Source organism: Subtercola sp. PAMC28395 (assembly GCF_018889995.1).
GTDB lineage: Bacteria > Actinomycetota > Actinomycetes > Actinomycetales > Microbacteriaceae > Subtercola.
In genome coordinates, this window is the sequence record NZ_CP076547.1 from 3101749 (window position 1) to 3123725 (window position 21977).

Consider the following 21977-nt stretch of genomic DNA (forward strand, 5'->3'; position numbering starts at 1 on the left):
GCAGCTCTAAGCCAGCAGCTCCGACAACTCGAGCCAGCGCAGCTCCAGGTCGCTGAGCGTGTTCTGCACCCCGTCGAGCTCTGCAGAGAGAGCGGCCAGCCCGGGGTAGTCGCTCTGGTCGTGAGCGGCCATGCGCTCGTGGATCTGGGCAACCTGGGTGCCGTACTTCTCGAGGCGACGGTTCACCGAGGCGAGTTCCTTCTGTGCCGAGCGCAGTTCGGCCCCGCCGAGCGTCGGCTTCGCAGTGGCCGCGCCGGGTGAGCTGGCCTTCGGGGCCTCAGTGCTCGACCCACGCGATGCATTGCGCTGTTGCAGCGCACGGACCTCGAGGTACTGGTCGACACCGCGAGGCAGATGGATGAGGCCTCCCTCGATCACCGCGTACTGGTTGTCGGTCACGCGCTCCAGCAGGTACCTGTCGTGTGAGACGACGAGCAGCGTGCCGGGGAACGTGTCGAGCAGATCCTCGATCGCAGCAAGCATGTCGGTGTCGAGATCGTTGGTGGGCTCATCCAGAATCAGCACGTTGGGCTCGCTCAGCAGAATGAGCAGCAGCTGCAGGCGCCGTTTCTGGCCACCGGAGAGGTCCTTGACAGGCGTGGAGAGCTGGGCGCTCGAGAAGCCGACTCGTTCGAGCAGCTGGCTCGGCGTCATCTCCTTGCCCCCGCTGACATAGGTGCTCCGCTGTCGGGCGATGACGTCGCTGACACGATCGTTCAGGATCTCGTCGAGCTCGAAGAGCTGCTGGGTGAGGGTGGCGACCTTGATCGTCTTGCCGCGTTTCACACGGCCGGTGGTGGGCTGCAGCGTACCCGAGACCAGGCTGAGCAGCGTGCTCTTGCCGACTCCGTTCACGCCCAGGATGCCCGTGCGCTCCCCCGGCGCGATCCGCCAGGTCACATCGTGCAGTACCCGCTTCTCGCCTGCGTTGCCGTTGTAGACCACAGAGATGTTCTCGAGGTCGACGACGTCTTTTCCGAGGCGCTGCATGGCCATCGAGGCGAGCGAGATCGAGTTGCGCGCGGGGGGTTCGTTCTCAATGAGTGCGTTTGCCGCTTCGATGCGGAACTTCGGCTTGGCCGTGCGCGCCGGCGCGCCGCGGCGGAGCCAGGCCAGCTCCTTCTTCATGAGGTTCTGACGCTTGCCCTCCATCGTCGCGGCCATCGTGTCGCGTTCGACGCGCTGCAGGATGTACGCGGCATAGCCACCCTCGAACGGCTCGACCAGGCGGTCGTGCACCTCCCAGGTGGCCGTGCAGATCTCATCGAGGAACCACCGGTCGTGAGTCACGACCACGAGCCCACCGGAGTTCGTCGACCAACGGCGGTTGAGGTGACCAGCGAGCCAGGCGATTCCCTCGACGTCGAGGTGGTTCGTCGGTTCGTCGAGGAAGATGATGTCGTGGTCGCCGATGAGCAGGGCTGCGAGCGCAACCCGGCGTCGCTGGCCACCGGAGAGGTCTGCCACGCTGGATTCCCACGGGATGTCGCTGACGAGGCCTGCGATGACGTCGCGCACAATCGGGTCGCCCGCCCAGACGTGCTCGTCGATGTCGCCGACGATCGCCGTGCCGACGCTCAGGGAGTCGTCGAGGGTGTCTGACTGGTCGAGCATGGCGAGGGTGACGCCGTTTCGGCGCGTGACACGGCCGGAGTCAGGCTCGAGCGTGCCTGCCAGGAGCTGCAGGAGCGTCGACTTGCCGTCGCCGTTGCGCCCGACGATGCCGACGCGGTCGCCCTCGTTGATGCCGAGTGTCACGTCGTCGAAGATCACGCGGGTCGGAAATTCGAGGTGGAGGGACTCGGCCCCCAGTAGATGTGCCATTACTCAAGTTGACCACAGGTTCGGCAGCACGTTCGCCGAAGGCTGATGCGGCGTTGCCGGGAATGCGGTTCCATAGGCCCTCGAGAGCCAGTCGCGAGGGCGGCCACGACCGCACAGAGGTGGACTCCAGGGGGTGCGCTTCAGCTTGCCTCGGCGCCATTCACGACTCGGGCCCCGTGAACGGGACCTGTCGCGCGTACGACCTTGTGACGGGCAGAGCTCAGGGCATACTGCAAGTCGAGAGCACTGTCGGAGTCAGCAGCGAGGAAGGCCACAGTCGGGCCAGAGCCAGAGACGATCCCCGCGAGCGCGCCGCTCGCTTCACCGAGTTCCAGTACGGCAGCCAGTTGCGGCGCCAGATGAAGCGCAGGGGCCTGCAGGTCGTTGTGCATCGATTCGGCGAGCATGTGGGGGTCGCCGGCACGCAGGGCCTGGAGCACATCGGCGTCGACGGAGGGCTGGGTCTGGGCCGGAAAGATGTCCTGGGCATGACGGTCGCGATGGCGGTCGAGTTCACGATAGACGTCGGGCGTGCTCGAACCGAATTCTGCGAGGGCGAGAACCCATTGGAACTGGCCCTTCGCCAGCGCAGGGCTCAGCTGGTCGCCGCGCCCGGTGCCGATAGCCGTGCCGCCGGTGAACGCAAAGGGCACGTCGGCGCCGAGTCTGGCCGCGAGGGTGACGAGCTCTTCGCGACCCAGCTCTGTGCCCCAGAGGGTGTCACAGGCAAGGAGGGTGGCAGCGGCATCTGCAGACCCACCGCCCATTCCGCCTGCGATGGGCACGTTCTTGGAGATCTCGAGGCGCACTCCGCCCCGGAATCCCGCCTTGTGGGCCAGCATTCTCGCGGCCCGGATGGCAAGGTTCGACCCGTCTGTGCTCAGCGTGGAGGTGTCGATGCTGCCGGTGAACGACACCGAGAAATCGTCGGCGGGGTAGGCGCGCACGTCTTCGTAGAGCGACACTGCCTGGTAGGCCGTGGCGACATCGTGGTAGCCGTCTTCCATGACAGCCCCCACTTTGAGGAAGACGTTGATCTTGCCGGGTGCCCTGACATGGATCGCCTGGGAGCCCGCGTTCGCCGTCATAGATTTAACCTAGCTCACTGCCAGCGTGTGTCGATCCGCGGGCGGTGAGCACACGGCTCACACCGCTGGCCACCGCTCCGATCGATCGGCAGATCACTCCAGTGCGGCGCGGGTCTCGGCGATGGCGAGAAAGTCACGAACGGTCAGCTGTTCGCCGCGCGCTGTCGGGTCGAGGCCCGCCACGGTGATGATCTCCGACGCAGACTGGGCGCTGCCGAACAACCCGGAGAGCGCCTGGCGCAGCATCTTGCGGCGCTGCTGGAACGCGGCATCCACGATCTCGAACGTCGAGAGACGAAGCTCTTCACTGGCGAGGCTGGTGGGCGAGCGCTCGAACGCGACCAGGATCGAGTCGACGTTGGGCACCGGCCAGAACACCTGCCGGCTGACCTGCCCTGCTGTTCGCCAGGTGCCATACCACGCGGCCTTGACACTCGGGCCACCGTAGATCTTCGAGCCGGGTTCTGCCGCAATGCGGAGGCCCACTTCGGCCTGCACCATCACCACACCCGAGAGAATGCTCCAGAAGTGCTCGAGGAAGTGCAGCAACACGGGCACAGAGACGTTGTACGGCAGGTTGGCAACAAGGCGCGTCGGGGCGCCGGGCAGGCTCAGGATGCGCAGGGCATCGTCACGGATGACGGTGAGTTTCGCGTCGGGCTGCAGAAGACTGACGGTCACGGGCAGCTGTTCGGCGAGCCGCTTGTCGATTTCGACCGCGATCACCTCCGCACCCATCTCGAGGATTCCCAGGGTGAGCGAGCCGAGACCGGGCCCGACCTCCACAACTGTCTCGCCCGGTTGCACCCCAGCGATGCGCACGATGCGGCGCACGGTGTTGCCGTCGATGACGAAGTTCTGGCCGAGCTTCTTGGTCGGTGTCAGGTTGAGCAAGCCGGCAAGGTCACGGATCTCAGCGGGGCCCAGCAGCGCCGCCTTCTCGTCGGCCATCAGGCGTCCAGGGCGGGCAACACGACGGGCTCCGCGTCCCACGAACCGTAGACGAGTTCGGTGTTCGAGGAGATCTGCGCCGCAAGCATCGAGGCGTCAGTGCCGAGGTGGGCGGCCATCGCCCGGAGCGTGAACGGAAGCAGGTAGGGTGCGTTCGGCCGGCCTCGGTTCGGCATCGGCGTCAGGAAGGGCGCATCGGTTTCGACGAGCAACAGCGACCGCGGGCAGACCTCGAGGGCTTCGCGCAGGTTGCCGGCGTTCTTGAACGTCACGTTGCCGGCGAACGACATGTACCACCCGTTCTCGGCACAGATGCGGGCCAGTTCGGCGTCGCCTGAGAAACAGTGGAACACCGTGCGTTCGGGTGCGCCGACGCGCTTCAGCGTCGCGATGACCTCGCTGTGCGCATCGCGGTCGTGGATCTGCATCGCGAGGTTGTTCTCTTTGGCGATCTCGATGTGGGCTTCGAACGATCGGTACTGCGCGGCGATGGCCACGTCACCGGATGTTCGGAAGAAGTCGAGCCCGGTTTCACCGATCGCGGCAACCCGGGGCCTGGTGGCGAGTTCGGCGATGACCGCCAGCGCGTCGTCGAGGCCGCCGGCGAGGTCGTACACGGGGGCCTCGTTCGGGTGCAGAGCGACGGCCGCGAGCATCCGTGGCTCCCGGAGCGCCTGTTCGGCCGACCACCGTGAGGTCTCGACGTCGCCGCCCACCTGCACGACACCTCGCACGCCGACACTGGATGCCCGGTCGAGGTGTTCGCGATACGAGAGCGGGTCATCGCCTGGGCCCACGCTCGCCGGTTCCGACGCGCCGGGGACCGGCGTGGCGGCCGAGCGAGTGGGGACGGCTATTTCGAGGTGCGTGTGATTGTCGTAGACCGGTACGGTGAGTGCCTGCGGCAGCGGTGGGTACGTCAGGTCGCGACCCGGTGAAGCGTCGCGCTGGCGGATGTATGGCGATTCGCTGGTCATGGTGTGGTGGCGGCTGAAGGAGACACAGCACCAGCGCTGGAAGCTGGAGCTCCGGCCGGAGCGCCCGTCGAGGCTGGGCCGTCTGCACCCTCGATGTTCTCGATGCGCGGGAAGAGCGGTTCCAGCGGCCAGACCTTGCCGTCGGTCTCCCAGTGGTAAGCAGTGCGGATGGGTACGTCGGCGATCTCGCCGACTCCGCCGAGGGACTGCCAGAGCTTCGCGGTCGCTTCGGGAATGACCGGGGAGAGCAGCACGGCAAGCGTGCCGAGCCCGCGCACGGCGGTGAAGAGCACGGTCTGCAGACGGTCTGCCAGCTCGGGCTTCTTGGCCAGCGCCCACGGCTCCTGGCTTGTGATGTAGCCGTTGAGCTCGTCGACGAGCTCCCAGATCGCCGAGAGTGCCTCATGGATGGCCAGGCGTTCGATGGCAGCATCGGCCTCGTCGACCACGCGGCGCTCGACGGTTCGCACGCGTTCGTCTGCGCCCTCGGAGATTCCGGGGTTCGGGATGTCGCCGTCGAAGTACCGCGTGACCATGGCGATCACCCTCGACGCGAGGTTGCCGAAGCCGTTGGCAAGCTCGGCCTGGTAGCGGGCTGAGAGGTCTTCCCAGCTGAACGAGCCGTCCTGGCCGAAGTTGATGGCGCTCATGAAGTAGTACCGGAACGCGTCGGAGCCGAAGGTGTCGGTGATCTGGTTCGGGGCGATTCCGGTGAGCTTCGACTTCGACATCTTCTCGCCGCCCACGAGCAGCCAGCCGTGGCCGAAGACCTGCCTGGGTACGGCGAGCCCCGCTGCGAGCAGCATGGCAGGCCAGATGACGGCGTGGAACCGGGCGATGTCTTTGCCGACGATGTGGGTCGCCGGCCAGAGACGGGCGAACTTCTCCTCGTCGGAGCCGTAGCCCGCGGCCGTGATGTAGTTCAGCAGCGCGTCGAACCAGACGTAGACGACGTGACTGTCGTCCCACGGCACCTTCACACCCCAGTCGAACGTCTGGCGGCTGATCGACAGGTCGGTGAGCCCACGCTTCACAAACGCCACGATCTCGTTGCGCACGCTCTCGGGCTGGATGAAGTCGGGATTCGACTCGTAGAGGTCGAGCAGCGGCTGGGTGAAGTCGCTCATCCGGAAGAAGTAGTTGCGCTCCTGCAGCAGCTCGACGGGTATCGAGTGGATGGCGCAGACCTGCTGGCCCTCGTAGGGGCCGGTGCCGTCGAGCAGGTCGCCGGGCTGCTTGTATTCTTCGCAGCCCACACAGTAGGCGCCCTCGTAGTCGCCGGTGTAGATGTACCCGGCGTCGAAGAGCCGCTGCAGGAAGAGCTGCACGTTCACCTCGTGCCGGGCATCCGTCGTTCTGATGAAGTCGTCGTTCGAGATGTCGATCGTCTTCAGCAGCGGCTGCCAGGCGGTTTCGACCAGGCGGTCCGCCCACTCCTTGGGTGTCACGCCGTTCGCGGTCGCTGTGCGCAGGATCTTCTGGCCGTGCTCGTCAGTGCCCGTCAGGAACCAGGTGGGGTCGCCGGCCTGGCGGTGCCAGCGCGCGAGCACATCAGACGCCACCTCGGTGTAGGCGTGGCCGATGTGGGGCACGTCATTGACATAGAAGATGGGCGTGGTGATATAGAACGAGGAGCCGTCAGACATAAGGTTCATCTTAAGCGGTCGAGCCGCAGGGCGCCGCCGTGTTACCGCGGGTGTGGGCAGTCGAGGCCCTCATTCTCGCTGTGGACGACACGCTCTCCCTCGGCGCACGCAGCGTGTGCCCGGTCGAGCCAACACCGGGTACAGCGGGAGCATGGGGGTGCGGAAGCGGACTCCTCACCGCCGCGATTGCAACGCCGCTTCATAGAGGTCGCGCTTGCTGAGTCCGGTCGCCTCGGCAATGGCTGCTGCAGCATCCTTCAGCCGGGTTCCGTCGGCCACCAATTCGAGCACCTGCGCAACGCCGGTTGCCAGATTCACCTCCAGTGGCTCGGCTCCGGCGACGACGAGCACGATCTCGCCTTTCACACCGGCCTCTGCCCAGGGCACCAGTGATGCAGCTCCCCCGCGCTTGACCTCTTCGAACAGTTTGGTGAGCTCGCGGCAGACAGCCACCCGCCGCTCGTCGCCCAGAACGCTGGCGATGTCGGCCAGCGATGCAGCAAGTCGGTTGGGAGACTCGAAGAAGACCATCGTTCGGCGCTCACGCACCAGGTCACCGAGCGCGCCGAGCCGATCGCCCTGTTTACGCGGCAGAAATCCCTCGAACGTGAACCGGTCGGTCGGCAGCCCCGAGATCGCGAGCGCTGAAACCACGGCAGACGGGCCCGGGACGATCGTGACACCGACCCCCGCCGCGACCGCGGCCTGCACGAGGTGGTATCCCGGGTCGGAGACCGTCGGCATGCCGGCATCGCTCATCACGACGAGGTCTGCCTCTCTCGCCGCCTCGACCAGCTCCGCCGCCTTCTCACGTTCGTTGTGGTCGTGCAGCGCCAGGAGCCGGGGCCGGTTCTCGACGCCGAGGGCCCGCAGCAGCTTCGCGGTGACCCGTGTATCTTCGCACGCGACCGTCTCGGCTGCTTCGAGAGTCTCGATGAGGCGCACCGACGCATCCTTCAGGTTGCCGATGGGCGTCGCCGCGAGGATGATCATCTGCCCAGTCTGCCCGACGCACTGCACTCTGGCCCACACTTGCAGGCACAGGATGCCCGTGGGCTGAGCAGGCTGGCAGCCCGCGGTGGGTAGCATGGGGCGGGTGAGCCTTGCGACCGACTCAGAACCGCCCACGCCGGCCGGCATCGACGTGCCAGCCCACGCCGATGCCCACTCTGCTGGGCCATCTTCACCTGAGCCTTCCTCTGCCGAACCCCGCGGCAGCAGGCTCGATGCCTGGTGGGGCCGGTTGCTCAGCACGCCGGGCAGGCAACGGGCCTGGCGCTGGGGTGGCCCACTCGCTGTGACCCTGCTGGCCGCGATCCTCCGGCTCTGGAACCTCGGCGACCCGCACAGTCTCGTCTTCGACGAGACCTTCTATGTGAAGGATGCCTGGTCGCTGCTTCACCTCGGTTTCGAGGGCGCCTGGCCGTCGGGTGCCGACACCTCGTTCAACGCCGGTGACGTCAACACCTACACCGATACCGGCTCCTACGTGGTGCACCCGCCGCTCGGCAAGTGGATCATCGCGCTGGGCATGGCGGCCTTCGGCGCCGAGAACAGCTTCGGCTGGCGGATCTCCGTCGCCGTGTGCGGCATCCTCGCGGTTCTGCTCATCGCGATGATCGGCACGAAACTCTTCAGGTCCACGCTTCTCGGTACCATCGCCGGGTTCCTGTTCGCGATCGACGGGCACGCCATTGTCATGAGCCGCGAGGGGCTGCTCGACGGCATCCTGATGCTCTTCCTCCTGCTCGGGTTCGGGGCCATGCTGCTCGACCGCGAGTGGCATCTGCGACGGCTCACCGAATGGGTGGTCGCGCGCGAAGCAGAGGGCCGTGAACCGACCTGGGGCCCGACGCTCTGGTGGCGCCCCTGGCTCATGGCAGCCGCGGTTGCCTTCGGGCTTGCCAGCGCAGTCAAGTGGTCCGGCCTGTTCTTCCTCATCGGGTTCGGGCTCTACTCTGTGCTGGTCGACTCACTGGCCCGCCGCAGGGTGGGCCTGCCGTTCTGGATCAGCGCGGCGATCCTGAAACAGGGTCTCGCCAATGTCGTGCTGCTGGTTCCGCTCTACCTGGCGAGCTACCTCGTCACCTGGACGGGATGGTTCACGACGGCGGGCGGGTACTACCGCAACTGGGCCCAGACCGACGGTCAGCCGTGGACGGGGTCGCTCAGCTGGGTGCCGCTGGTCATCCAGAACTTCTGGCACTTCGAAGTCTCGGTCTACAACTTCAATGTGAACGAGCACGACCCGCACCCGTACGCGTCGAACCCGCTCACCTGGCTGTTCATGATCCGGCCGACCCAGATGTACGTGAACACGACCACGGGTGGCACCGGCGGCTGTGGCGAAGACACGTGTTACGCGAACATCACCTCGGTGGGCAATGCGGCGATCTGGTGGGCCGCGACGGCCGCGATCTTCTACCTGGTCTACCGGCTGATCCGCAAGCGCGAATGGCAGGTGGGGCTCATCCTGATGGGCATGGTCGTGGGCTACCTGCCCTGGCTGATGTACATCAACCGCACGATCTTCCAGTTCTACACGATCGCCTTCGAGCCGTACATGATCCTCGGGCTCACCTTCGTGATCGGGCTCGCACTCGGTTCGCGTGACGATCCGCGGCGAAAACGCACCGCCGCACTCATCGTTGTGGCGGCCTATCTGGTACTTGCCTCGCTCGTGACAGTGTTCTTCTACCCGGTGTGGACGGCGCAGCCGATTCCCGGGTGGCTGCTCACGCTGCACTATTGGCTGCCGTCGTGGCGGTAGCTGGTTCAGTATCGGTAGCTGATCCGAAGAGCGGTTCTCCTCGCTGGCTGGCCGGCGTCGTCGTTGCCGGGGTCGCTGCAGCGGCAGCATTCGGGCTGCACACTCTGTTCCCTGTGGTGCCTCTCCTCACCGCAGCCGTAGGGCTCGGCATGATCGTCGGCCAGATCCCCGCAAGCCAGCGGATGCTCGACGGCAGCCTCAAGCCGGGAATCGCCGTCTCGGCCCGTCGTCTGCTGCGCGTGGGAATCGTGCTCCTCGGGCTGAAGCTCTCGCTCTTCGACATCGCGGGCCTCGGCTGGCCGACCATAGTCGTGATCGTGCTCATTGTCGGCATCACGTTCGCCGCGACCCTGGGCTTGGGAAAGCTGCTTCGCCTGCCGGGTACCCAGCCCATACTGATTGCCGCTGGATTCTCGATCTGCGGAGCATCCGCCATCGGCGCCATGAGCGCAGTGACGCGGAGCAAAGACGAAGACCAGGCGACGCCGGTCGCCCTGGTGACGCTCTGCGGAACGCTGGCGATCTTCGTCCTGCCGGTCTTGCGCATTCCGCTCGGCATGAGCGCCGAAGACTTCGGGCTCTGGGTCGGCCTGAGCGTGCACGACGTCGGCCAGGTCGTCGCGACCGCCCAGATCGCTGGGCCGGCGGCTCTCGCTGCGGCCGTGGTGGTCAAACTCACGCGCGTGCTCACGCTCGCGCCGATGGTCGCGATTGTCGGGCTCGTCGAGCGCGGCCGCGACAAGCGTGCTGAGCGCACCACTCTGACGGGGATCCGCAGCCCGGCGCTCGCGTTCGACCCCGAATTCAGCACGCACACCGAGGCGGATGGCGATGGCGCGGACGGCAGCGCGGATGGCGAGGGCGCGGCCGACAGCAGGCCCGGGTCAGAGCCAGCCGTGCGTGCCAGACGCCCACCGATCGTCCCATTGTTCATCGCCGGGTTCCTCGTGGCAGTGCTGATCCGAACGTTCGTGCCGCTGCCCGATGTGGTGCTCTCTGGCGCAGACACCCTGCAGACCGCACTGCTGGCGATGGCGTTGTTCGCACTGGGGTCGAACATCCGTTTCGCCGCCCTCGCACGCACCGGCTGGCGTGCGCTGATCGTCGGACTGGTCTCGTGGGCCCTCATTGCGGTGATGTCGCTGGCCGCCGTGAACCTGCTGCGCTGAGCCCCGCCGCTAAGCCCTGCTGCGCTGAACCTGCTGCGCTGAACCCCCTGCGCCGAACCCCCAGCGCTGACCACCCAAACAGCACAACGGGCGGAGCTGAGCAACACTGGCACCGTATTCGCCGGGAGATCGGCTCAGCTCCGCCCGTTCTCGAGTACCGATTGTCGAGAACCGGTTGTCACAGACAATTCGATACAGCGCGGCTCGACTTCACCGGCGACGGCGAGATTCACGCAGGGCGAGCAGCATCACGTGCGTGCCGACACCCGCGAACGCGAGCGCCAGACCTCAGTGCGAGACGCTCGCCTCCTCGCGGGAGACCCAGGTCGCCACGAGCTCCCGCTTGAGCACCTTGCCAGAGGGCCCGAGCGGCAAAACCTCGACGATCTCGAGATGACGCGGATACTTGTAGGCCGCAACATCGTCACGCACGAACTCAAGCAGTTCATCGACGGTGGCCCGGGCATCCGCCACCAGCACCACCGATGCCACGATCTCCTGGCCGTGGGTCTCGTGCGGAACCCCGTAGACAGCGACCATCTGGATCTCGGGGTGCCTGGCCAGCACCTCTTCGACTTCACGCGGGTACACGTTGTAGCCGTTGCGCAGGATCATGTCTTTGGTGCGGTCCACGATCGTCAGGTAACCGTCATCGTCCTTTCGCCCGAGGTCACCGGTGCGGAACCAGCCGTCGACCATGACCTTCGCCGTGTCTTCGGGCCGGTTGTGGTAGCCGTTCATGAGATTGTGGCCACGGATGACCAGCTCACCGAGATCGCCGGCGGGCAGCAGCACGATGCGATCCTCGATCTCGGCGTCGGCGATCTCGACGTCGACGCCCCAGATCGGCGTGCCGATCGTTCCGGGTCGCGGAGGCACCCCGACCATGTTGAAGGTGGCGACCGGAGACGTCTCGGTGAGCCCGTAACCCTCGTGGATCTCGGTGCCGAACTGCTCGCGGAACCGGTCGATGACGGCAACCGGGATGGCCGCGCCACCGGAGATGCCGTAGCGCAGCGACGGGCGGTCGGTGCTTCGCGAGGCGGCGTCGAGCAGCGCGATGTACATCGTCGGCACACCCATGAAGATCGTGCACCTCTGCTCGTTCATCACCTGCAGTGCGGTGTCACCGGTGAACTTCGGCACCATGACGAGTGTCGCGCCTGCACGAAAGACGGTGTTCATGGTGCAGGTCTGGCCGAAGGTGTGGAACAGCGGAAGGGCGCCGAGAACGCGGTCGTCCGCCTTCATGTCGAAGGTGGTCAGCAGCGAGACGTTCACCTGCTCGACAAGGGCCAGATGGGAACCTTCTGCGCCCTTCGGCGTTCCGGTTGTGCCGCTGGTGTAGAGGATCGTGGCCGTGTCGAACGGGTCACGCTGCACGTAGGTATCGATCGGCACGGATGCCCGGGCTTCGTCTTCGAGGCGGGCAGGCAGCTCGGGGCCGGCCTCCGGCAGCAGCACTGAGATGACGGGCACGCCCGCGAGCGCAGCCCCCTTCGCGCCTTCGCCGAGCAGTGGAGCCGCACAGACGAGCAGCTGGGCACCACTGTCGCGCAAGACGTACTCGATCTCTTTCGCCTTCAGGAGCGCGTGGATCGGTACGACGACCCCGCCGAGGGCGAGAACGGCGTAGTAGACACGAGGAAAGTCGGCCACGTTCGGGATGAGCATGGCCACGGGCGTACCCGGCCCGACCCCGCGATCGCGGAGGGCACCGGCGTACTCGCGAGTCTGCTGCCAGAGCTCGGCGTAGGTGGTCTCGGTCGGCCCAACGACCAGGGCGACGTTCGTGGGCATTCTGCGTGCCGTCTCGACAAGGATCGAGGCAACGGAAACAGTGGCAAAACCTGCGCTCATCGGAGGGCTTCTTTCGGTCGTCATTGACTTTCGATCAGTGTAATCGCCATGGCTGTGCAGAGGCAGGGACTTGACTACCAGTGCACAGGCGCGCCGTAGGAAACATTTGTTACCGCACAAGTCTGGAGCCGACCGAATCCCGGTGATCGCTGCGAAGTATTACGTCAGAATTCCTCGCGCCACAGATGTTCGCCATGCCTCTACTAGCGTTGAGGCATGGTCTTGCGGCGCGTCTGACGCCGCGCACGCGCTCGGTGATCGCTGCGAAGTGTTACGTCAGAATTCCTTGCTCCACAGATGTTCGCCATGCCTCTACTAGCGTTGAGGCATGGTCTTGCGGCGCGTCTGACGCCGCGCACGCGCTCGGTTGTCGCTGCGAAGTGTTACGTCAGAATTTCTAGCGCCACAGATGTTCGCCATGCCTGAACTAGCGTTGAGGCATGGCAGATCGCGAATACGGCTTCAGAACTCGGGCAATCCACGCAGGCAACATCCCTGACGCGGTGACGGGTGCGCGTGCCCTGCCGATCTACCAGACCTCAGCCTTCGTGTTCGACGACACCGAAGACGCCGCGGCCCGTTTCGCCCTGCAGAAATACGGCAACATCTACAGCCGGCTCGCCAACCCCACTGTGGCCTCGTTCGAGGAGCGGGTGGCCAGCCTCGAGGGCGGGCTCGGCGCCGTCGCCACGGCGAGCGGCCTCGCCGCGCAGTACATCACCTTCGCCTCTCTCGTCGGTGCCGGCGACCACATCGTCTCGTCAGCGAACCTGTACGGCGGCAGCATCACACAGCTCGACGTCACCCTGCGCCGCTTCGGAGTCGACACGACGTTCGTGAAGAGCTCAGACCCCGCCGACTACGCAGCAGCGATCACCGACAAGACCAAGCTGATCTTCGCCGAGACGGTCGCGAACCCCTCCGGCGAGGTCGCCGACATCGAGGGTCTCGCCGATGTGGCCCACGCCCACGGCATTCCGCTCATCATCGACTCGACGATCGCGACTCCCTACCTCAACCGACCTATCGAGTGGGGTGCCGACATCGTCATCCACTCGGCCACGAAGTTCCTCGGTGGCCACGGCACGACCCTCGGCGGCGTCGTCGTTGAAAGCGGCCGCTTCGACTGGCACAGCGAGAAGTTCCCGCTGTTCGGGCAGCCCGTTCCGAGCTACGGTGGCCTGCAGTGGTCGGGCAACTTCGGCGAGTATGCCTTTCTCACGCGCCTCCGGGCAGAGCAGCTTCGTGACATCGGGCCGTCCCTCGCACCGCATTCGGCGTTCCTGCTCGCCCAGGGCGTCGAGACGCTCCCGTTCCGCATGCAGGCGCACGTCGACAACGCGCGCATCGTCGCCGAGTGGCTCGACGCCGACCCGCGCGTCGAGTTCGTGAACTGGGCAGGCCTGCCCGGGCATCCGCACTACGAACGAGGCCTCAAGTACCTGCCCAAGGGCCCAGGCTCAGTCTTCAGCTTCGGTGTCAAAGTTGGCCGGGCAGCAGGCAAGACCTTCATCGAGTCGGTCGACCTGGCCAGCCACCTCGCGAACATCGGTGACGCCAAGACGCTCGTGATCCACCCCGCCTCCACGACGCACGCGCAGCTCACCGAGCAGCAATTGCTCGAAGCCGGTGTGCTGCCGGGCATCGTGCGCCTGAGTGTCGGAATAGAAGACCCCGAAGACATCGTTTACGACCTTGACCAGGCCTTGGCCAAAGCAACGGAAGGCAAGTGATGACTGTCACCGACATCGCGATCACCGGCACTACGATCACCGACACCGCGACTGCAGCAGACGAAGAGACGATCACCGCGCAGTTCGCGAACGGGCTCACCTGTGACGTGCCATCGAGTTCGCCGCTTGCGAAGCTGCTGAAGTCGCAGCGCACCTGGGTCGGACCCACGGCCAAAGAGCGGCTCCAGATCCTGCGCAAAGCGAAGTCGATCGCGATTGTCGGCGCCTCGCCGAACGCTGCTCGTTCGAGCTACTTCGTGGGAACCTACCTTCTGCAGTCCAGCGACTACCGGGTGTACTTCGTCAACCCGAACGCCAGCGAGATCCTGGGGCAGAAGGCCTACCCCGACCTTGCCTCACTGCCAGAGGTTCCCGACATCGTCGACGTGTTCCGCAAGGCGAGCGACATCCCCTCCGTCATCGACGACGTACTGGCCAGCGGCGCGAAGACCATCTGGATCCAGCTCGGCATCTGGAACCAGGATGCGGCCCTCTACGGTGAGAGCAAAGGCCTCACGGTGGTCATGGACCGCTGCATCAAGGTCGAACATGCCCGGTTCAACGGCGGCCTGCACCTGCTCGGCTTCGACACAGGTCAGATCACGGCGCGAAAGAGCCTGCGCTGACGTTGCTCGCACACTCGGGACGTCGGCTCCCTGATAAGGGTGAAGGCCCTCTGAGCTCGAGTGACGGCCGACTGAGTTCGTGTGACGGCTGGTTGTCGCGCTGAACGAGCGCCTACTTGCCGCCCTATGTGCGACGCTGTGCGACGACTCGGTGCGACGACGCTGCGCGAGCCTCTTGGCTGCTTGTGTGAATAGGCCGTTACGGACTTGTGACTTTCTGTTGCAACCCACAGCCACCCGAGCCCACTGGCAGCTAGCGTTGACAGCGTGACCTTCCCAGCCGCACCGACACACTCCCTCCCGGGCAGTACTTTCCCCGTCGTGTCGACGCAGTGGCTCTGCGATCACCTCGGTGGCGAATCGCTGGTCGTGCTCGATGCCAGCGTTCTGGCCGGCGAAGGCCCGGGCGGCCTGCCGTACTGGCAGAGCGGTCGCGATGAGTATCGGGATGCAGGCCACATTCCCTCGGCGATCTTCGCCGACCTGATCGATGATTTCTCCGATCCAGGTGCGCCTTTTGCATTCACGAGGCCCACCGCTGAACAATTCGAAGCTGCCGCGGCATCTGTCGGCGTGCAGGCATCTTCACGAGTAGTCGTCTATGACAGTGGGCGTGGGCAGTGGGCCGCACGCGTCTGGTGGCTGTTCCGCTCGTTCGGTTTCGACGCCATCTCCGTCCTCGACGGCGGCTTCACGAAGTGGAGGGCAGAAGATCGCCCCACCGAGGCCGGCTTCGCGGCAGTCGTCTCGGAGGAATCTGCGCAGATACAACCCGCTCTGACAGAAGCTGAGCCTGCTGAATTCAAGGCGACTGAGCTGCCCGGTTTCTGGGTCGACAAGACTTTCGTCGAATCCGTCGTGAACGGGATTACGGATGCCCTGCTGATCTGCGCCGTGCCACCCCGCGAATTCGCGGGTCACTCCGGCAACCGTTCCCGACTGGGGCACATCCCCGGCAGCTCCAGCCTGCCCTCCGCCGAGGTCATCAACAGCGACACCAACACTCTTCTCAAGCCCGTTGCGCTGCGTGCCATTTTCGCCCCGGTGCTCGCAGGGCGAAGCAGGCCAACGCAACCGATCATCGTCTATTGCGCAGGCGGCATAGCCGCAGCGCTCGACGCGCTCGCTCTCGCCGTTCTCGGCGAGACAGGGGTCGCCCTCTACGACGGATCACTGAACGAATGGGCTGACGACCCGAGCGCGGCGCTCGTCTAGAGACTCACGACAGTCCAGCCCTTCGCGATTGAACAGCACCCCGCGATTCAACAGCCCCTCGAGATTGATCGGCGCGGTGAATTCGATCGGCGCCTCGAGTTCGTCTGGCCTGTCGCGCACGTTCAGCGATTCGCGCGTGCCCGATCGGTCGCAGCAAGCTTCGCCATAATCTCCAGGGCAGCACCGAATCCGATCGGGCGCTGCAGGGCATCCTCTGCCACAGACGCGAGCGACTCGCGAACCGCGTCGATGTACCGTTGCTCCCCCGACGCGAAGAAGAGGGCACAGGCTGCACTCGACACGGCGGAAAGCCCGGACGGGTAGGCACCTTCGGAGACGTCACCCTCGATGAGCAAGCCATGCGCGGCGAGCACCGGGTCTCCGCCACCGGGCGCGAGGAACGGCGGCCTGCCATCGGCTCCGTCTCCCGCTTCCGCTCCTGCTTCCGGTTCCGCTCCTGCTCCTGTTCCTGCCGCAGCACTTGCGCCGATAGTGAGGTCGACCAGTTGGCGGCCGACCCGGAGGTACCGCTCGTTGCCGAGAACGGAACCCAGCTGGAGCAGTGCGTCGGCGAACATTCCGTAGTCTTCGAGTATCGCCCGCGCGGGCGACAGCTGGCCGTCAAGGGAAGCACGCGCGAGTGTTCCATCAGCGCGCACGTGATGCTCGAGCACGTAGTCGGCGGCCGACGCCGCTGCGCTCAGCCACTGTTCGTTGCCGAAGGCCGCCCCCGCGTGTGTGAGCGCCGAGATGGCCAGGCCGTTCCATCCGGTCAGCACTTTGAGGTCGAGCTTCGGCGGAGTCTCCCCCTTCCGTGCTTCAGCGTCGAGTGCGTAGTAGCCACCCTCGCTCTGCTGGCCGGCAACGACGCTCTCCGAGTCTTGCGCTGAGGCGAATCCTCCGCCATCGATCTGCATCGTCGAAACGAGGAACGAGGCGATGCCAGCCGCGGTTTCGCCGGCCCAGTGGTCTGCCGGTGTCTTGGCGGCGCCCGTGCTTCCGGCCTTCTGCGCCGACGTCGTGTACGCGTCGAGCAGCAGTGCGTTGTCGTAGAGCATGCGCTCGTAGTGCGGCTCACTCCAGTCAGAGGCCGTCGCGTAACGGAAGAAGCCCCCTTCGACCGGGTCGCGGAGCGGGGAGGCGGCCATAGCCCGGAGCGCGCGATCGGCGAGCGGAGCATCCATGACCTGCAGGAATTTCAGCACCGGCGCCACCGGGAACTTCGGGGCACCCCCGAACCCGCCATGAAGGGCGTCTTCGTAGGCGTCGAGCTCGAAGACGACCTGCGCCAGCTGGGCCGGGGTGGGCAGTGCTTTGCTGCGGGCTTCAGCAGGTAGTTCGCCGGGCTGCTCACCGTTCGACGCAGCGACGAGCGCCTTCGTGAGCTGCGCTGCGGTCGACTCGACTTCTTCGCGGCGGTTCGCCCAGGCATCGGCCACCGCGCCGAGAACCTGCCCGAACGACGGGTTACCCTGCACGGCCACTGGCGGCGAGTACGTGCCTGCGAAGAACGGCTTCGCGTCGGGCGTGACGAACACATTCAGCGGCCAGCCGAGGTTCTGGGTGAATGCCCCTGCGGCCGCGAGGTAGACCGCGTCGACCTCCGGATGCTCTTCCCGGTCGACCTTCACAGCCACGAACCCGCGATTCAGCACCGCCGCCAGGCCAGTGTCACTGAAACTCTCGCGCGCCATCACGTGGCACCAGTGGCAGGTGGAGTACCCGATCGACACGAGCACCGGCACGTCGCGCCGGGCAGCCTCAGCGAATGCGGCCTCACCCCATGGGTACCAGTCCACGGGGTTGTCGGCATGCGAACGGAGGTACGGGCTGATCGCGTCGCCCAATCGATTGGCCATCAGGCAAGCCTACGCGCGGCGTCGGCCTGACGAGGGCGCGCGCCCGAGCGCCCCGCTGCACCTCGAGCTGACGCGATTCGCCCCACCCCGGGCATCCACCGGGCGTGTCGCGTCACTTCGATGCCGTCGGCATTCAGGTGCGGGCACGTGGATGCCCGGCCAGCCGTAGACTGGAGCGCTGATGAATGCCGAGTCGATCTACTTCCCGCCCGAGCTGCCCGTCAGCCAGTTGCGCGAAGAGATCGCACGCACGATCGCCGCGAACCAGGTCGTCATCGTCGCCGGCGAGACCGGGTCCGGCAAGACGACCCAGTTGCCGAAGATCTGCCTGGAGCTTGGCAGAACGAGCATCGGGCACACGCAGCCCCGGCGCATCGCGGCACGCACGATCGCCGAACGCATCGCGGAGGAGCTCGGCCAGGAGGTCGGCGACCGCGTCGGCTACCAGGTGCGCTTCACCGACACGGTGGGACCGAACACCCAGATCAAGCTGATGACCGACGGCATTCTGCTGAACGAGATCCACCGCGACCGGCTGCTGACGAAGTACGACACGATCATCATCGATGAGGCTCACGAGCGCAGCCTCACCATCGACTTCCTGCTCGGGTACCTGCGCCAGCTGCTGCCCAAGCGACCCGACCTCAAGGTGATCGTCACCTCGGCGACGATCGACCCGGGGAGCTTCTCCAGGCACTTCGGCGGGGCGCCGATCATCGAGGTGTCTGGGCGCACCTACCCGGTCGAAGTACGGTATCGCCCGCTCGTCGCCGACGGCGAGGTGAGCGACGACGTCGACGATGAGAGTGACGACGATGAAGCGGCGCCTGCTCGGCGCGCGTCGAACGGCAACAGCGGTACGCGTTCGGGCGGGGGCCCGAATGGCGGGCCAGCGGCACGGCCTGCACTGAATCGCGACCCTCTCGACGCCGTGAACGAAGCGCTCGACGAGCTCGCTCGCGAAGGCGACGGCGACGTGCTGGTGTTCTTCTCCGGCGAGAACGAGATCCGGGATGCTGAAGAGGCCATCCGCGGGCGTCTCAACTCGGGTGGGGGCGGGGCTCTCGGTGCGGCGACCGAGGTTCTGCCGTTGTATGGCCGGTTGTCGTCGGCCGACCAGCACAAGGTGTTCCAGAAGTCGTCGGCCCCGGGCATCCGTCGCCGTATCGTGCTCGCGACCAACGTCGCGGAGACAAGCCTCACGGTACCCGGCATCAAGTACGTGATCGACACCGGTACCGCCCGTATCAGTCGCTACAGTGTGCGCTCGAAGGTGCAGCGGCTGCCCATCGAGGCCATTTCGCAGGCTTCGGCGAACCAGCGCGCGGGGCGGAGTGGGCGCACAAGCGACGGAATCTGCATCAGGCTCTACTCAGAAGACGACTATCTGGCGAGGCCTGAATTCACCGAACCGGAGATCCTGCGCACCAACCTGGCCGCAGTGATCCTCCAGATGATCTCGCTGGGCCTTGGCGACATTGCGAGCTTTCCGTTTCTGCAGCCGCCGGATTCGCGCGGCATCAAAGACGGCCTGGACCTGCTGAGCGAACTGGGCGCGATCAACCCTCCGAGTGATGCCAAGCGTGCAGGGCGCGGTGTCGATCGAAGTGGCGGCGGTCGCAACCGGGAGAACCCGGGTCGCAGCGCGACAGATTCTTCCGTTGACAGCAGCGCACGACCCGGCACCGCGAGCGCCGTACCGACGCTCACCCGCGTCGGCCGCGACCTCTCGCGCATGCCGATCGAACCGCGGTTCGCCCGCATGGTCATCGAGTCGAAGAACCACCGTACGAGCCGGGAAGTCATGATCATCGTGTCGGGGCTGACGGTACAGGATCCTCGCGAACGCCCGCTCGAGCGACGCCAGCGGGCCGACGAACTGCACGCCCGGTTCACCGACGTCAGCAGCGACTTCCTCTCACTGCTGAACCTCTGGAACTACCTCGAGGAGAAACAACGTGAGCTCTCTTCCAGTGCCTTCCGCCGGCTCTGCAAGGCCGAACACCTGAACTACGTGCGGGTGCGTGAATGGCAGGACGTCTTTCGTCAGCTGCGCCAGCTCAGCAAACCGCTGAACCTCACAATCGGCGAGCCGTCGGTCAACCCCGACGGGATCCACCGTTCGATCCTCTCCGGCCTGCTGTCGCACATCGGCTTGAAAGATGTGGCGAAGAAGGACTACGTCGGGGCGCGCCAGACCCGGTTCAGCATCTTTCCGGGGTCGGCCCTCGCGAAGAAGCAGCCCAACTCGGTGATGAGCGCCGAGCTGGTCGAGACCAGCCGCCTCTTCGCGCGAATGAATGCAACGATCGATCCGGCCTGGGCGGAGTCGCTCGCCGGCGACCTCTGCAAACGCACCTACTCCGAACCCCACTGGGAGAAGAAGCAGGGCGCAGTCGTCGCCTACGAGCGGGTCACACTCTACGGAGTGCCCATCGTTCCCAAGCGCCGCGTGCAGTTCTCGCGGATCGACCCTGCGTATGCTCGCGAGCTCTTCATTCGGCACGCTCTCGTCGAGGGCGACTGGGAATCACAGCACGCCTTCGACCGCGACAACCGCCGGTTCCGCTCAGAACTCGCCGAAATCGAGGAGCGCAGCCGTCGCCGTGACCTGCTGCTCGACGACGAGGCCGTCTTCGAGTTCTACGACGCGAGGGTTCCCCGCGAGGTGAACACCGCCCGGAGCTTCGACGGCTGGTGGAAGAAGGCGAAGTACGACACGCCAGAGCTGCTCACGATGACTCTCACCTCGCTGGTTCCCGAAGGCGCGCCCGAGATCGACGAGGCGAAGTTCCCGGCCACCTGGCAGCAGGGCGACCAGCAGCTTGCCCTCTCGTACCGCTTCGAACCGGGCACTGAAGACGACGGCGTCAGCGTCACGGTTCCGCTCACCCTGCTGCCCCGCCTCGAGCCCTCCGGCTTCGAATCGCAGGTGCCGGGGTTCCGCGACGAACTCGTGACCGCGCTCATCCGCTCTCTGCCCAAGAACATCCGCAAGAACTTCGTGCCGGCGACCGACTGGGCGAAGAAGCTCCTGCTCGAGCTGCCGGTCCACGACACGGCTGGAACGGGTTCACCGGGTTCAGCGGGTTCAGCGGGTTCAGCATCCTTCGTCGCCGCGCTGGCCGCCACCATGTCGCGCCTCGCCTACACGCCCGTCACGGCTGCCGACTTCGACCTCGCGCGCATTCCGTCGCACCTCTCGGTCTCCTTCCGGGTGGTGGATGACCGGGGCAAGACGCTCGCGGCATCGAAAGACCTCGGCTCGTTGCAGAGCCGCTTCAAGGGCGCCGCTCGCGAGAGTGTGGCCCGGGCATCCGGTGCGGCAGCCAGCTTGATCGAACGCCGGGGCATCACCACCTGGGACTTCGACGAGCTGCCGCAGCACCTCGATACGAAACAGCCGGGCAGCGTGATCCGTGCCTATCCCGCGATCGTCGACGAGAAGACGTCGGTGGCGATTCGCCTGGTGACGACGCCAGCAGAGGCGGCACGGCTCACCCCTGCCGGCGTTCGCAGGCTGCTGCTGCTCGGCGTGGCCTCCCCCGTCTCGTATGTTCGCGAGCACCTCAGCCAGAACGAGAAACTGGTTCTGGCGACGAGCCCGTACCCGAGCATCCAGGCGCTCTTCGACGATTGCCTTCTTGCCGCAGCCGACCATGTACTGCGCACCGCACACCCGGACGGAAGGGTCTTCACGCGCGGAGAATTCGAGGCCGTTCGCGACACGCTCTCGTCGAGCATCATCGACCTCATGTACCAGACAGTCGCAACCGTCGCCACGAGCCTAACGAGGGCCAGGGATGCCGAACGGGCGCTCAAGAAGGTCACCAGCGTGACACTGCTGACCGCTCTCGCCGACGCACGGAGCCAGCTCGGAAACCTCGTCTTCGCCGGCTTCATCGCCTCGATGGGCATCGACCAGCTGAGCAACCTGCCGCGATACCTCACCGGGATCGAGCAGCGCCTGCAGAAGCTGCCCGACGCTCCCGCCCGCGACCGCGCGTGGATGACAGAGGCCCAGAACGCGACCGCGCGCTACGAGGCCGCCGGCGGCGTGCTTCCGCTCCCTCTCGACGCCTGGCTGGCCATCGGGGCTCCGGTGGTGAAGGCGCGATGGATGATCGAAGAACTCCGGATCAGCCTCTTCGCCCAGTCGCTCGGCACAGCCGAGCCTGTTTCGCTGCAACGGATAGTGAAGCTCTTGGGAACGTGAAGCGACGCTTCAGAGTCACCGGCCGGGCGTAACAGTCCAACCG

At 65.9% G+C, this 21977-nt stretch carries 14 protein-coding genes; 6 read left to right on the forward strand and 8 right to left on the reverse strand.

The genetic code is table 11. The features are described from left to right. Positions 1-6 precede the first annotated feature (6 nt). The 6 genes from KPL76_RS14195 to rsmI all read right to left on the reverse strand — a co-directional run bounded on the left by KPL76_RS14195 (position 7) and on the right by rsmI (position 7479). Positions 7-1824, reverse strand: coding sequence for an ABC-F family ATP-binding cassette domain-containing protein (locus tag KPL76_RS14195; protein WP_216334183.1), 1818 nt, complete (start codon positions 1822-1824; stop codon positions 7-9). 140 nt (positions 1825-1964) lie between these two features. After that, a complete protein-coding gene (locus KPL76_RS14200; protein WP_216334184.1) occupies positions 1965-2912 on the reverse strand; it encodes a 4-(cytidine 5'-diphospho)-2-C-methyl-D-erythritol kinase in 948 nt (315 codons plus the stop codon). A gap of 93 nt (positions 2913-3005) precedes the next feature. After that, the gene (gene rsmA, locus KPL76_RS14205; RefSeq protein WP_216334185.1) at positions 3006-3863 is read right to left on the reverse strand and encodes a 16S rRNA (adenine(1518)-N(6)/adenine(1519)-N(6))-dimethyltransferase RsmA; all 858 of its coding nucleotides are present in this window, start codon (positions 3861-3863) and stop codon (positions 3006-3008) included. After that, the gene (locus KPL76_RS14210; protein WP_216334187.1) at positions 3863-4840 is read right to left on the reverse strand and encodes a TatD family hydrolase; all 978 of its coding nucleotides are present in this window, start codon (positions 4838-4840) and stop codon (positions 3863-3865) included. The genes rsmA and KPL76_RS14210 overlap by 1 nt, the downstream gene beginning before the upstream one ends. Further along, positions 4837-6486: a methionine--tRNA ligase gene (metG, locus tag KPL76_RS14215; RefSeq protein ID WP_216334188.1), complete on the reverse strand. Its 1650-nt coding sequence runs from the start codon at positions 6484-6486 to the stop codon at positions 4837-4839. The genes KPL76_RS14210 and metG overlap by 4 nt, the downstream gene beginning before the upstream one ends. A gap of 174 nt (positions 6487-6660) precedes the next feature. After that, on the reverse strand, positions 6661-7479 hold the full coding sequence (rsmI, locus tag KPL76_RS14220; protein ID WP_216334190.1) for a 16S rRNA (cytidine(1402)-2'-O)-methyltransferase: 819 nt from the start codon (positions 7477-7479) through the stop codon (positions 6661-6663). A 103-nt stretch (positions 7480-7582) separates the two neighbouring features. Between rsmI and KPL76_RS14225 the strand changes: the two genes are divergently transcribed. Together KPL76_RS14225 and KPL76_RS14230 are read left to right on the forward strand one after the other, a co-directional pair. After that, positions 7583-9256 carry a dolichyl-phosphate-mannose--protein mannosyltransferase gene (locus tag KPL76_RS14225; protein WP_253202068.1) on the forward strand — a complete coding sequence of 558 codons (1674 nt, stop codon included), beginning with the start codon at positions 7583-7585 and terminating at the stop codon, positions 9254-9256. 47 nt (positions 9257-9303) lie between these two features. Next, positions 9304-10425 (forward strand): YeiH family protein, encoded by a 1122-nt coding sequence (locus tag KPL76_RS14230; RefSeq protein WP_216336551.1) that lies wholly within the window; start codon positions 9304-9306, stop codon positions 10423-10425. A gap of 288 nt (positions 10426-10713) precedes the next feature. Here KPL76_RS14230 and KPL76_RS14235 read toward each other — a convergent pair whose 3' ends face one another. After that, positions 10714-12285, reverse strand: a complete 1572-nt coding sequence (locus tag KPL76_RS14235) for a long-chain fatty acid--CoA ligase (protein WP_216334199.1) — start codon at positions 12283-12285, stop codon at positions 10714-10716. 440 nt (positions 12286-12725) lie between these two features. Between KPL76_RS14235 and KPL76_RS14240 the strand changes: the two genes are divergently transcribed. The 3 genes from KPL76_RS14240 to KPL76_RS14250 all read left to right on the forward strand — a co-directional run bounded on the left by KPL76_RS14240 (position 12726) and on the right by KPL76_RS14250 (position 15859). After that, a complete protein-coding gene (locus KPL76_RS14240) occupies positions 12726-14018 on the forward strand; it encodes an O-acetylhomoserine aminocarboxypropyltransferase/cysteine synthase family protein (protein WP_216334201.1) in 1293 nt (430 codons plus the stop codon). Positions 14019-14125: 107 nt separating this feature from the next. After that, positions 14126-14644 (forward strand): CoA-binding protein, encoded by a 519-nt coding sequence (locus KPL76_RS14245; RefSeq protein ID WP_371733965.1) that lies wholly within the window; start codon positions 14126-14128, stop codon positions 14642-14644. 267 nt (positions 14645-14911) lie between these two features. Then, a complete protein-coding gene (locus KPL76_RS14250; protein ID WP_216334205.1) occupies positions 14912-15859 on the forward strand; it encodes a sulfurtransferase in 948 nt (315 codons plus the stop codon). Between the two features lie 122 nt (positions 15860-15981). On the opposite strand, the gene KPL76_RS14255 is transcribed toward KPL76_RS14250, so the two are convergent. Continuing rightward, a complete protein-coding gene (locus KPL76_RS14255) occupies positions 15982-17718 on the reverse strand; it encodes a thioredoxin domain-containing protein (protein ID WP_216334207.1) in 1737 nt (578 codons plus the stop codon). A gap of 181 nt (positions 17719-17899) precedes the next feature. Between KPL76_RS14255 and hrpA the strand changes: the two genes are divergently transcribed. Then, entirely contained in the window at positions 17900-21934 is a 4035-nt protein-coding gene (gene hrpA / locus KPL76_RS14260; RefSeq protein WP_216334209.1) for an ATP-dependent RNA helicase HrpA, read from the forward strand. Positions 21935-21977 lie beyond the last annotated feature (43 nt).